Genomic DNA, 11,872 nt, shown 5'->3' on the forward strand with positions numbered 1-11,872 from the left:
TCCATTTTGGCGCGGGGGTCGACGTTCCTGACGGCGCTGCTCCGGCGCGGTGCGCCGGTACTGGCGTCCACACCGGAGGACATGCCGCCCGAGGTCGGCGATCCCGAGCCACTACCCCCGGTGCGGCGCATGCGGGCCATGGCCGCGAGCCGGATGTCCGCGCGTGTCGAACCGCTGATGATCAGGGCCACGCGCTACGCCGTGCTCCTGCCGCTGGCGTACCGGACGGTGCTGCTGCCCGTGGCCTGGCTGTCGGTGGCCGTCGGTTACGGCGCCGCGCCCACGCTGACCGTGATCACCTGGGTCGCCGTGGCAGGCAACATCGCGGGTGTCACCGTGCGGTTGCGAGTGCAGGACCGCAGCGGACGCGTCACGTGGTCGCTGCTGGCGGCCGACGCCGTGCTGACGATCGCGGTGTGCGCGCTGGGCGGGGTGAGCCCGCCGGGCGGTTCGGTGGCGCTGGTGTCGCTGACCGGCACGGTCGCGTTGTGGACGATGTGCCACGGCGTGGTGGCCGGTGTGCTGGTCGCCGTGGCCGGTGTCGTGCTGCGCTGCCTGGTGCTGACGCTCACGCCCGGCGAGCGGATCGGCCGCGGCGATGTGGCGAGCCTGGTCAACGCGTCCGGCCTGTTGCTGGCCGCCGTCGTGACCGCGACCGGCGCGCTCATCCTGCTGGGCCTCGCGACCAGGATCGCGCTCGCCATCGGGCTGCGGATCGGCCACGACTCCGAGCGGGTCCGCACCGAACGCGTGCTGCACGACACCGTGCTGCAGGGGCTCGAGGCGATGGCGGTCGGCGTGCGCGCCGACGAGACCGAACCAGGGCCCCAGCTCGCCCGCCTGCGCGTGACCGCACGGGCACAGGCCGCTGAGCTGCGCCGCGCGCTGACCGACACTGGAAGCACCGACGGCCTGTCCGCCGAACTCGCCGCGCTGGCGGCGGAAATGGCTCGCGAAGGCTTGCGGGCGGAGCTGGCGCTGTCCGACATCGGCGACGACCGGCTGTCCGAGGCCCGGCGCACGGCGGTGCGCGACGCGGCGCGGGAGGCGTTGCGGAACACCATCAAGCATGCGGGCACGCGCGAGGTCGTGGTGCGGATGGAGGAATGCGACGGTGGGATCGTGGTGATCACGCGGGATCACGGCGTCGGCTACGACGAGGACCAGCGGCCGCCGGGATTCGGGGTGAGCGAGTCGATGAAGGCGCGCCTCGCGGAGGTCGGCGGCTGGGCACGCATCGAGTCGGCACCGGGGCGCGGTACCCGCGTCACGATGTGGGTTCCGCAGTGACCCCGGGCAGGTGACTGTTGGTGTGCTTGACCAGGTCCGCGAGTTCGGGCAGTTCGATCACCTCGCGCCCGGCCGCGCGCAGGGTTTCCGCGCCGACGCAGTCCACGAACACGGCGGGCTCACGCCAGGCGAAGACGATGCGGGGGATCCCGGCCTCGAGGATGTGCCGCGTGCAGGATTTCGGCCGCGAGGTGCGGGAGCTGCACGGTTCCAGCGAGCTGTAGATCGTGGCCGTCGCGAGCCCGGGATCGTCGCCGAGTTTGGCCAGCGCCACCTCTTCGGCGTGATCGTGCGGATCGGTCTCGCCCGAGTATCCGGTGGCGAGCACCCGGTCGTCGGCGTCGGTGACGATCGCGCCGACGCGGAACGTCGTGGACGGCGGGCAGTTGTCGGCGAGCGCGACCGCCTCACGCAGCCGCGCGTGGTCCTTGGCCGCCTGTCCCGTCAGGTACCGCAGCAGCACCACGTCCTCCAGCTGCCGCACCTCGGCCAGCAGCATCCGGCCCTGCGGGTACTTGCCGGGCCCGACGAAGCGCGGCGCGTGCTCGTCCCCGACGAACAGTGGCGCCACCACCAGATGCAACTCGTCGACGACGTCCTCGGTAAAGAACATGGTGTGCACGCGCTCGCCGCCCTCGACCATCAGCCGCCCGATGCCGCGCGCCGCCAGATCGGCGAGCATCCGGTGGAGATCGAACGGGTCCCCGGCGTCGGCGACGGTGGCGCGGGGCAGCCGTTCGGTCAGACCGGGCACGAGCGGGGTGGGCGCGTAGACGAGTTTGGCGGCGTCGCCGGTGGTGAAGAACCTGGCGTCCGGGTCGAGGTTGCCGGTCGAGGTCAGCGTGACCTTCACCGGATCGGGACCGGACGCCGAGAGCAGCCGGGGATTGTCGGCGCGGATGGTGTTCGCGCCGACCAGGATCGCGTCCACACTGCCGCGAACCCGGTCGACGCGGGTGAAGTCCGCCGAGCTGGAAAGCAGCAGCCGAGTGTCGCTGGTGTCGTCGAGACGGCCGTCGAGGGACATCGCGGCCGAGGCCAGGACATACGGGCGCTTGCTCACCCGGCTACCTTCCCACAGGTCACACTCCCGCCGTCTGCTTGATCCAGGCGCGGCTGGCCGAGATCTTCGCGTAGTTCTGCGTGCCGTCGGTCTGGGTGCCGTCGTTCTCCCCGGTCGAGCACACGCCGACCTGCTTGCCGTTCGCGAGCTGCGGGCCGCCGGAGTCGCCGTGCCAGGAGGAACCGGTGACGCCCTTGCTGGTGATCGCGTCGCCGCCGTAGGCGTCGGTGCCGTCGCCGGTCACGCGCACGTCCGCGGTCTTGAGGGTGTCCGACGGCGGATTGCTGCCCTGGGTGCGGCCCCAGCCGTAGATCTGGTTGGTGTCGCCGACGGCCGGGTCGCTGTCGGCCAGGCGCATGTAGGTCGTGTTGACCGCGCTGGACAGGTGCAGCAGCGCGATGTCGCCGTTGGGTGAGGCCAGCTGCTTGTCCACGGCCGCTTCGGTGCCCTGGCCGAGCGCTACGTTGCCCACCTTGACGTGCATTCCGGGATCGTTGAGGCAGTGCTGGGCGGTGAGCACCCACTGTGCGGCGATGATCGTTCCGGAGCAGTTGAAACCGCCGAAGTCGGTGGCGTCGTTCCAGTAGATCTGGGCGCCCCACGGCGCGGAACTCACCGTGTCGCCACCGATGATGAGGGGTTCGGCGGCCTGCGCGGTCACGGTGCCCGCGCCCGCGATGGCCGTCGCGGCGAGCAGGATCGCACCCATCTTTCGCATGGGAAATTACCTCCGGCGTTGAAGGGAAGAACGACACGCCGAACGTATTTCGTTGCCGGATAACGAGGTACCTACGGAAGTCGGGAAAGCGTTTCAGCGGGTGAGGGCGAGTGGGAGACTGCGTCGGACGGCGGGCTCCTGACGCCCGTACAGCGTAACGACGGGGACGTCGAAGTCCCGGGTGGCCGGCGGGGCGTGCCCGGCGGCGGCGCGCACCGTGATTTCCTCCCGCACGCCCGCGCCCGGCGTCCGGATCAGCGTGCGGGAGGAGACGGTGAACAGCGCACCGCGGGCGTGCGCGCCGAGTGCGTCGGCGTTCGCGGCGAAAGCGGCGTGGCTGACGGTGCCCGCGGACCACGCGTGCCAGCCGTCGTCCACCACGGCGTCCGGGCCGGGTCCGCCGAGGCTGGTGCGCAGTTCGGCCGCCAGCTCACCGGCTTCCAGCACCGAGGCGCGGTAACCGGCCTCGGCGAGCGTGCCCAGCACGCCGAGCGCCGCACGCGTGGTGGCGCGGAGTTCGCCGAGTTCGCCGCGGCCCCGGGACAGTGCGGCCAGCGGCGCGTCGGCGGGCCGGTAACGCACCGCAACCAGGTACGCCCTGGCCACGCCGTCGGTGCGGATCGTGAGTTGCGCGCCGGCGAGCGGGATTTCGGCGTCATCGCAGGCTTTTCGCAGCAGCTCGGACACGGCCTCGACATCCGGTTCGCCGTGCACGCGCAGCACCGCGCTCCACCCGTCGCCCACGCCCACGACCCCGTAGCGATTGCCCGCCCGGTCGATGTGCTGGCGCATCCGGAAATCCGGCACCAGCACGAGAAGCGGATCGCGGGCCAGCTTGCGGTCGTCGTGCTGCAGCAGCCGGTAGGAGATCCAGGTCAGCGTCCAGCCCGCGAAATGCCGCCCCGCGACGCGGACCGACGTGGTGGCGACGACGAGCAGTGCGGCGATCCCGATCGCGAGACGCCCCGGCAGGCCGACCAGCCCGAACGTCAGCGGGATCGCGACGATCGCGGCTTCCCAGGCCGCCAGCTGGGTCAGCCGGATCGGTAGCATGCGTGCGGCGAGCCTGCCGGTCCGGCTGGTGTGTGCGTCGCCGTCCCCGGGAAAACCCGGGATGCGGGCATCGGCGGTGGTCAAATTCGACGCCTCTCGTTGCTTTCTGGTACAGAATAAACGCCTGCGTGGCGTTTTCTGCCGGTAGAAATGTCCACAGGAGGGCAGATGATTCGGGTGGGCGTGATCGAGGATCACCCGCTGTACCGTGCCGCGGTGGCCCGGGTCCTGTCGGAGGCCGAGGACATCGAGCTGGCCCCGGTGGCCGATTCGGTGCCCGCGTTCGCGGCGGCGCGGGAACCAGCCGGATGCGTTGTGGTCCTTGATCTGAAGTTGCGTGGTGTCACCGATTCCGCGGCGGTGCAGAAGGTCGTCGGGATGGGGCACAAGGTACTCGTCGTCTCCGCGCACGCGGGCCAGGAGGAGGTGCTCGGCGCCATTTCCGCCGGGGCACGCGGGTACCTGTCGAAGGACGCGGACGGGGCGGACATCCTGCGGGCGGTGCGGGAGATCGCGGCGGGCAGCACCTACGTCTCGCCGGCACTCGCGTCGTTCCTGCTGAACTCCACGCGTGGCGCGAAAAGCATCCTGTCCGAGCGGGAGCGCCAGGTGCTCTCGCTCGTCGCGGCGGGGGAACGCGACGCCGACATCGCCGAGGCCATGTCGATCAGTGTCCGTACGGTGCGCTCCTATCTCGAACGCATCCGCGACAAGACGGGCCGGCGCCGCCGCCCCGACCTGACGCGGTTCGCGATCGAGGAGGGCATCACCTAGGCGGGAGCGCCCATCCGCAGGGCGATGCCCTCACCACGCAGCGCGCGGCGGAACCACAGCAGCGACACCACGATCGCCAGCCCGATGATGCTCCACGAGCCTGCCGTGGAGACCAGCAGGAAGTTCCCGATGGTGCGCTGCGCGAGCATCCACAGCGTGACGGCGCCGTTGGTGACGAACACCAGCGCCCACAGCAGGGACAGCTGCCGGAACACCACCAGCACACGCGGATGCCTGCTGAGCGCGTCGGGGAACGCGCAGAAGTCGTCGGCGAGCTTCGCGATGAACGGGCGCCGCTGCGGCACCGAGGCCACCAGCACGACGGCGATCAGGAAGTTCTGCAAGGTGGGCTGCAGGAAGTACAGGAACGCGCTTCCCGTGGCCAGGCCGAGGATCGTCCTGGCCACCAGCAGCGTCGTGGTCAGCAGGAGTACGGCGGGCATGGGGCGGCGCAGCACGACGCGGCGGACCAGCGCCAGCAGCGACCAGGCCAGCGCCGCGATCAGCCCGCCGTCGAAGCTCACCAGCGTGAGCATGACGTAGAACAGGCCGAGCGGCACGATTGTCGATTCGAGCAAATGCTTTCCGGCGTGCCGCAGCAGCGAACCGAAAGCGGGCAGGTGGACCGTGAGGTGTGGGGGCATCTACGCGGCATTTTCTGCGGGGGGTTTGGCGGGGAGCGCCCACTGTAGCCGTAGCGCCTGTGAGGTTGCCGTCTAGCCCAGGCGGCGGTTCGCCAGCGCTCCCGTCGCCGCGCGCGCCTTGTCCGTTACGGCCGGATCGACGTCCACGACGACGATCTCCGGCCCCGGCCCGAGTTGCGCGTGCACCTTGCCGAAACCGTCCGCGGCGATCGAGTAGCCGATGCCGGTCGGTGCCTTCGGGTTCACCGTCGTGCCGGTCGCGGCCGGATCGGCCTGCCCGCAGCCCAGCACCCAGCAGCCGGAGTCCAGCGCGCGGGCGCGCACCAGCACCTCCCACTGCTCCCGCTTGCCCTCGCCCGCGCCCCAGGACGTCGGCACCACGATCGCCGAAGCGCCGTGGTCGCCGAGGCGGCGGAACAGTTCGGGGAAGCGGATGTCGTAGCACGTCGCGAAGCCGAGCGTGACACCGTCGACATCGAGCGTCACGACCTCCTCACCCGGTGCGACCGTATCCGACTCGCGGAAGCCGAACGCGTCGTAGAGGTGGATCTTGTCGTAGCCGCGGTGCTCGCCGAGACCGGTGATGAGCAGCGTGTTGCGCACGCGCCCGTCGTCGGCCGGCGTGAACATGCCCGCGACGACGAGCACGTCGTGCTCGGTCGCGATCCCGGCCACCGCCTTGGCCCACGGCCCGTCGAGCGGCTCGGCCAGCGGTTTCAGCGAAACGCCGAACCGCGCCATCGCCGCTTCCGGGAACACGACCACGCGAGCGCCCTCGGCCGCGGCCCTGGCCACCTGCTCGCGGATCAGTTCGATGTTCCCGGCCGGGTTCTCGCCCGATGTGACCTGACACAAGCCGACGCGCAGCACAGCAACCTCCCGTGTGGTGCGGGGCACCCGCGCCCGGCCGGTCGTCGCGGGTGACCTCCCGGCTCGTACCCTAGACCCATGCTGAACCGCACCGACCTGCGTGGAAAGGTCCCGTCCGCCGCCGAGCTGCGCACCACGCTGCCCCGCGCCGAGATCGACGTGGACGCCGCGCTGCATCGGGTCCGCCCGGTGGTGGAGGCGGTGCGCGACCGCGGTGTCGAAGCGGTGCTGCAGTACACCGAGCAGTTCGACCGGGTGCGCCCGTCGACCGTGCGGGTGCCCGCCGCGGAGCTGAACAAGGCGCTGGCCGAGCTCGACCCGGCCGTGCGCGCCGCGCTGGAGGAGGCCATCGCGCGGGCCCGCAAGGTGCACGCCGACCAGCGCCGCGCCGACGTGACCACGAAGGTCGCCGAGGGCGGCACGGTCACCGAGCGCTGGGTGCCGGTCGAGCGCGTCGGGCTCTACGCCCCGGGCGGGCTCGCGGTGTATCCGTCCAGCGTCGTGATGAACGTGGTGCCGGCGCAGGCCGCGGGCGTCGGTTCGCTCGTGCTGTGCACGCCGCCGCAGGCCGAGTTCGGCGGCAGGCCGCACCCGGCGACACTGGCCGCGGCCGCGCTGCTCGGCGTGGACGAGGTGTGGGCGGCGGGCGGCGCGCAGGCCGTGGCGCTGATGGCCTACGGCGGCACCGACACCGACGGCGGCGAGCTGGCCCCGGTCGACATGGTGACCGGTCCCGGCAACATCTACCTGACCGCCGCCAAGCGCATGCTGCGCGGCATCATCGGCATCGACTCCGAGGCCGGGCCGACCGAGATCGCGATCCTTGCCGACGAGACCGCCGACGCCGGCCACGTCGCCGCGGACCTGATCAGCCAGGCCGAGCACGACACGCTCGCCGCGAGCGTGCTCGTCACCACCTCACCCGAGCTGGCCGACGCGGTCGACCGCGAGCTGGACTCCCGCGTCGCCGCGACCAAGCACACCGAACGCGTCGGGGAAGCGTTGCGGGGCAAGCAGTCCGGCGTCGTCCTGGTGTCCACTGTGGATGACGGGCTGAAGGTGGTCGACGCCTACGCGGCCGAGCACCTGGAGATTCAGACCGCCAACGCGCGCGAGGTCGCGGCGCGGGTGCGCAACGCGGGCGCGGTGTTCGTCGGGCCGTACGCGCCCGTCTCGCTCGGCGACTACTGCGCCGGTTCGAACCACGTGCTGCCCACCGGCGGTTTCGCACGGCATTCCTCGGGGCTGTCCGTGCAGAGCTTCCTGCGCGGCATCCACGTGATCGACTACAGCGAACAGGCGTTGCGCGAGGTGGCGGACAAGGTGGTCGCGCTGGCCAACGCCGAGGACCTGCCCGCCCACGGTGAGGCCGTGACGGCGCGCTTTACGCGAGGAGCTTCGTGAGCACCGACGATGTGACGCTGGACGACCTGCCGCTGCGCGAGGACCTGCGCGGCCGCAGCCCGTATGGCGCGCCGCAGCTGGACGTGCCGGTCCGGCTCAACACCAACGAGAACCCGTACCCGCCGCCGCCCGAGCTGGTCGACGACGTGACCGCGGCGGTGCGCGAGGCCGCCGCCGGGCTGCACCGCTACCCGGACCGGGACGCGATCGCCTTGCGGCAGGATCTGGCGAGCTACCTGAGCCGCTCGACGGGCGTGGCGTTGTCGGAGCGCAACCTGTGGGCCGCCAACGGTTCCAACGAGGTGCTGCAGCAGATCCTGCAGGCCTTCGGCGGGCCCGGCCGCACCGCGCTGGGCTTCGAGCCGTCGTACTCGATGCACCCGATCATCGCGGCCGGCACGCGCACCGAATGGGCGCCGACGCCGCGCCGGGCGGACTTCACCCTGGACACCGCGCGGGCCGCGGAGATCGTGGCCGAGCGCAAGCCCGACGTCGTGTTCGTGACGAGCCCGAACAATCCGACCGGCGGCTCGATTCCGTTGGCGGAGCTGGAATCCCTGCTGCGCGCGGCGCCGGGGATCGTGGTGGTGGACGAGGCCTACGCGGAGTTCTCCTCGCAGCCCAGCGCCACCCGGCTGCTGGCGGAATTCCCGGCCAAGCTGATCGTGTCGCGCACGATGAGCAAGGCGTTCGCGTTCGCGGGCGGCAGGCTGGGCTATCTCGCGGCGGCGCCCGCGGTCGTGGACGCGCTGCAGCTGGTGCGGTTGCCCTATCACCTCTCGCTGCTGACGCAGGCGGCGGCGCGGGCCGCGCTGCGGCACGCCGACGCGACGCTCGCGACGGTCGCGAAGCTCGCCGCGGAGCGGGACCGGGTGGTGGAAGCCTTGCTGGGACTGGGTTTCACCCCGGTGCCCAGTGACGCCAACTTCGTCCTGTTCGGACGGTTCAACGACGCCAAGGCCAGCTGGCAGTCCTATGTGGATGCCGGAGTGCTGATCCGGGACGTGGGTATCGAAGGGCACCTGCGCGTCACGATCGGCACCCCGGAGGAGAACGACGCCTTCCTGGCGGCGAGCAAGGAGGTGCCCCGGTGACCCGGGTCGGCAAGGTTTCCAGGACCACCAAGGAGTCCTCGATCTCGGTCGTGCTCGACCTCGACGGCACCGGGGAGGTCGAGGTCTCCACGGGCGTGCCGTTCTACGACCACATGCTGCACTCGTTCGGCGTGCACGGTTCGCTGGATCTGAAGATCGAGGCGACCGGTGACGTGCACATCGACGCGCACCACACGGTCGAGGACACCGCCATCGTGCTGGGGCAGGCGCTGCGGCAGGCGCTGGGGGACAAGAAGGGCATCCGCCGCTTCGGCGACGCGTGGATCCCGATGGACGAAACCCTCGCCCACGCCGCGATCGACGTGTCGGGGCGGCCGTACTGCGTGCACGTGGGCGAGCCTGCCGAGTTCAACACGTTCACCATCGGCGGCAACTACCCGTTCGTGCTGAACCGGCACGTGTTCGACTCGCTGTCGTTCCACGCGCAGATCGCGCTGCACGTGCGGGTCGTCCACGGCCGGGACCCGCACCACATCACCGAAGCCGAGTTCAAGGCGGTCGCGAGGGCACTGCGCGCGGCCACCGAAGCCGACCCGCGCGCGGGCGGCATCCCGTCGACCAAGGGAGTGCTGTGAGCAAGGAGGTCGTCGGGATCATCCTGCTCGCCGTGGCGGGATTCCTCGCCGGCGGGGTCTACAGCACGTGGAAGACGGCCAAGCTGCTGGCCGGACTCCTGATGGTCGCCGCCCTGCTCGCGCTGGGCGGCGCCATCATCTGGTTCGTCGGCTAGGGACTGTTCGCAGGAAATCCGCTCCGCCACTTTTGAAGAGCGTTCGATCAGACCTTCTCCGGCACGCGCTTCTCGAGGCGGTGGGCCAGGCGTGAGCCCTCGACGTCGATGTCCGGCAGGACGCGGTCCAGCCACTTCGGCAGCCACCAGGCTCCCTTGCCCAGCAGCGACATCACCGCGGGCACGATCGTCATGCGCACCACGAACGCGTCCACCGCGACCCCGAACGCCAGCGCGAAACCGATCGACTGGATCAGGCTCGAATCGGCCAGCACGAAACCCGCGAACACACTGATCATGATCAGCGCGGCCGCGACGACGACGCGTGAACCGTGGTGGAAACCGGTCACCATCGCCTCCTGCGGGTCGGCGCCGTGCACGTGTTCCTCGCGCATCCGCGTCACCAGGAACACCTGGTAGTCCATCGCGAGCCCGAACAGCACACCGATCAGCAGGATCGGCAGCATGCTCATGATCGGCCCGGTCGAGGAGACACCGAGCAGATTCGTGAGCCAGCCCCACTGGAACACCGCGACCACCGCACCGAACGTCGCGACGACCGAACCGAGGAACCCGAGCGTCGCCTTCAGCGGCACCACGACCGACCGGAAGACCAGCATCAGCAACAGGAACGCCAGCCCGACGATCAGCACCAGATAGGGCAGCATCGCCGCGCCGAGCTTCTTCGACACGTCGATCTGCATCGCGGTCTGCCCGGTCACCGACAACTGCGCGTCACTCGGCAGCGCGCGGATGTCGCTCACCAGCTGCTCGGTCTGGTCGCTGCTCGGCCCGCTCTTCGGGATCACCGTGAACATCGCCGTGTCCCGTTGCGCGTTGAACATCGGCTGCGTCACCGCGGCCACGTCGCCCAGCCGCGACACGTCGTCGGCGGCCTGCGTCGCGGCGGCCGTCGTCGCGTCGGACACCACCACGATCAGCGGGCCGTTGGTCCCCGCACCGAACCCGCGGCTGACCATCTCGTAAGCCTTGCGCTGCGTGGAATCGGGCGCCGCCGTGGCGTCGTTGGGCAGACCGAGCTGCATGCTCAGCGCGGGGATCGCGACCACGAGCAGCCCGGCGACACCCAGCAACAGGGCCGGAACCCGGTGCTTCGCGACGAACCCCGCCCACCGCCGGCCCGCGCCACCGCTGGGCTTCGGCGCCCGCTTCGGCAGCACCTTGCGCCCGGCGAAGCCCAGGATCGCGGGCAGCAGGGTGAGCGCGATGAGCACGGCGATCGCGACCGTGGCCGCGGCGGCGATGCCCATCTGGCCGAGGAACGGGATGCCGACGACGGTCAGCCCCACCAGCGCGATGATCACCGTCAGCCCGGCGAACACGACCGCCGAACCCGCCGTGCCGACACTGCGCGCGGCCGCCTCTTCGGGCTCATGGCCGGCACCGAGCTCGTGCCGGTACCGCGAGACGATGAACAACGCGTAGTCGATGCCGACGGCCAAGCCGAGCATCAACGCGAGGATCGGGGTGTTCGAGTTCAGCTCGACGAAACCGGAGACGGTCATGATCCCGGTCATCCCGACGCCCACGCCGATCAGCGCGGTCAGCAGCGGCAGCCCGGCGGCGATCAGCGAGCCGAACGTCACGGTCAGCACGATCGCCGCGACGATGACGCCGATGCCTTCCGTGGCACCGGTCGCCGGGACGCCCTGGATGGCGTCACCGCCGAACTCGACCGTGAAACCGTCGTGCCGCAACGTGTCCGCGGGCGTCGTCAGTGCCGCGCGATCCCCGTCGGTGATCTCGGACGCCTGCACTCCGTAGCTGACCTGGACCAGCGCGATCCGGCCGTCCGGCGAGATCGTCCTGCCCTGGAACGGATCCGCGACCATGCGGGCCTTCGGCGCGGTCTTCAGCTCGGTCACCAGCTGTTCGACGGCGGCGTGGTTGACCGGATCGGTGAGCTTCTGTCCCGATGGTGCCTCGATCGCGACCCTCGCGGTCGCGCCCCCGACCTGCGCCTGCGGAAAGCGTTCCTTGAGGTGGTCGATCGCGCGCTGCGACTCCGTGCCGGGAATGGTCACGGAGTTGGACATCTGCCCGGACAGCGTCAGCGCGCCGGCGCCGAGCGCGATCAGCGCCACCACCCAGAGGCCGACGATCCGCCAGCGGTGGCGGAAGGAGACCCGGGCGAGCCGGTAAAGCAGGGTGGCCACGGTCGTGCTCCGTTCGTCATTCCTTCGGGTGATG

The 11,872-nt window shown here is 70.9% G+C and carries 12 protein-coding genes; 6 read left to right on the plus strand and 6 right to left on the minus strand.

The window, feature by feature from the left end:
* Positions 1–6 precede the first annotated feature (6 nt).
* The gene (locus HFP15_RS27100) at positions 7–1,290 is read left to right on the plus strand and encodes a sensor histidine kinase (RefSeq protein ID WP_246272064.1); all 1,284 of its coding nucleotides are present in this window, start codon (positions 7–9) and stop codon (positions 1,288–1,290) included.
* Here the strand turns inward: HFP15_RS27100 and HFP15_RS27105 are convergent.
* From HFP15_RS27105 to HFP15_RS27115, 3 genes are all read right to left on the minus strand, one after another.
* Positions 1,268–2,353 carry a dihydrofolate reductase family protein gene (locus tag HFP15_RS27105; protein ID WP_168519577.1) on the minus strand — a complete coding sequence of 362 codons (1,086 nt, stop codon included), beginning with the start codon at positions 2,351–2,353 and terminating at the stop codon, positions 1,268–1,270. The two genes, HFP15_RS27100 and HFP15_RS27105, sit on opposite strands and share 23 nt — an antisense overlap.
* Before the next feature lie 19 nt (positions 2,354–2,372).
* Entirely contained in the window at positions 2,373–3,062 is a 690-nt protein-coding gene (locus tag HFP15_RS27110) for a S1 family peptidase (RefSeq protein ID WP_168519628.1), read from the minus strand.
* Positions 3,063–3,164: 102 nt separating this feature from the next.
* Positions 3,165–4,208, minus strand: a complete 1,044-nt coding sequence (locus HFP15_RS27115) for a type VII secretion protein EccE (protein ID WP_246272065.1) — start codon at positions 4,206–4,208, stop codon at positions 3,165–3,167.
* Positions 4,209–4,292: 84 nt separating this feature from the next.
* Here HFP15_RS27115 and HFP15_RS27120 point away from each other — a divergent pair, with 84 nt between their 5' ends.
* Complete coding sequence (locus HFP15_RS27120) at positions 4,293–4,898, plus strand: LuxR C-terminal-related transcriptional regulator (protein ID WP_246272066.1); 606 nt, start codon at positions 4,293–4,295, stop codon at positions 4,896–4,898.
* Here HFP15_RS27120 and HFP15_RS27125 read toward each other — a convergent pair.
* Both HFP15_RS27125 and HFP15_RS27130 read right to left on the minus strand, forming a co-directional pair.
* Positions 4,895–5,542, minus strand: coding sequence for a VC0807 family protein (locus HFP15_RS27125; protein ID WP_168519579.1), 648 nt, complete (start codon positions 5,540–5,542; stop codon positions 4,895–4,897). The genes HFP15_RS27120 and HFP15_RS27125 overlap by 4 nt on opposite strands.
* A gap of 72 nt (positions 5,543–5,614) precedes the next feature.
* Complete coding sequence (locus HFP15_RS27130) at positions 5,615–6,412, minus strand: carbon-nitrogen hydrolase family protein (RefSeq protein WP_168519580.1); 798 nt, start codon at positions 6,410–6,412, stop codon at positions 5,615–5,617.
* A gap of 78 nt (positions 6,413–6,490) precedes the next feature.
* Here HFP15_RS27130 and hisD point away from each other — a divergent pair, with 78 nt between their 5' ends.
* From hisD to HFP15_RS27150, 4 genes are read left to right on the plus strand one after another with little or no spacing between them, the layout of a single operon-like run.
* Positions 6,491–7,816: a histidinol dehydrogenase gene (gene hisD / locus HFP15_RS27135; RefSeq protein WP_168519581.1), complete on the plus strand. Its 1,326-nt coding sequence runs from the start codon at positions 6,491–6,493 to the stop codon at positions 7,814–7,816.
* Positions 7,813–8,910 (plus strand): histidinol-phosphate transaminase, encoded by a 1,098-nt coding sequence (locus HFP15_RS42975; protein WP_168519582.1) that lies wholly within the window; start codon positions 7,813–7,815, stop codon positions 8,908–8,910. The genes hisD and HFP15_RS42975 overlap by 4 nt, the downstream gene beginning before the upstream one ends.
* The gene (gene hisB / locus HFP15_RS27145; RefSeq protein WP_168519583.1) at positions 8,907–9,506 is read left to right on the plus strand and encodes an imidazoleglycerol-phosphate dehydratase HisB; all 600 of its coding nucleotides are present in this window, start codon (positions 8,907–8,909) and stop codon (positions 9,504–9,506) included. Before HFP15_RS42975 ends, hisB begins: the two co-directional genes overlap by 4 nt.
* On the plus strand, positions 9,503–9,661 hold the full coding sequence (locus tag HFP15_RS27150) for a CG2302 family histidine operon protein (RefSeq protein ID WP_168519584.1): 159 nt from the start codon (positions 9,503–9,505) through the stop codon (positions 9,659–9,661). The genes hisB and HFP15_RS27150 overlap by 4 nt, the downstream gene beginning before the upstream one ends.
* 47 nt (positions 9,662–9,708) lie before the next feature.
* On the opposite strand, the gene HFP15_RS27155 is transcribed toward HFP15_RS27150, so the two are convergent.
* A complete protein-coding gene (locus HFP15_RS27155; protein ID WP_168519585.1) occupies positions 9,709–11,838 on the minus strand; it encodes an MMPL family transporter in 2,130 nt (709 codons plus the stop codon).
* Between the last annotated feature and the right edge of the window lie 34 nt (positions 11,839–11,872).

Origin of the sequence: Amycolatopsis acididurans (genome assembly GCF_012328925.1) — a bacterium.
In the GTDB taxonomy this organism is placed as follows: Bacteria; Actinomycetota; Actinomycetes; order Mycobacteriales; family Pseudonocardiaceae; genus Amycolatopsis_E; species Amycolatopsis_E acididurans.

What these genes read in the sequence shown, in the direction of transcription:
- HFP15_RS27110 (WP_168519628.1), bottom strand. Translation starts at nt 3,062, where the DNA reads ATGGGTGCGATCCTGCTCGCCGCGACGGCCATCGCGGGCGCGGGCACC.
- HFP15_RS27120 (WP_246272066.1), top strand. Translation starts at nt 4,293, where the DNA reads ATGATTCGGGTGGGCGTGATCGAGGATCACCCGCTGTACCGTGCCGCG.
- HFP15_RS27125 (WP_168519579.1), bottom strand. Translation starts at nt 5,542, where the DNA reads ATGCCCCCACACCTCACGGTCCACCTGCCCGCTTTCGGTTCGCTGCTG.
- hisD (WP_168519581.1), top strand. Translation starts at nt 6,491, where the DNA reads ATGCTGAACCGCACCGACCTGCGTGGAAAGGTCCCGTCCGCCGCCGAG.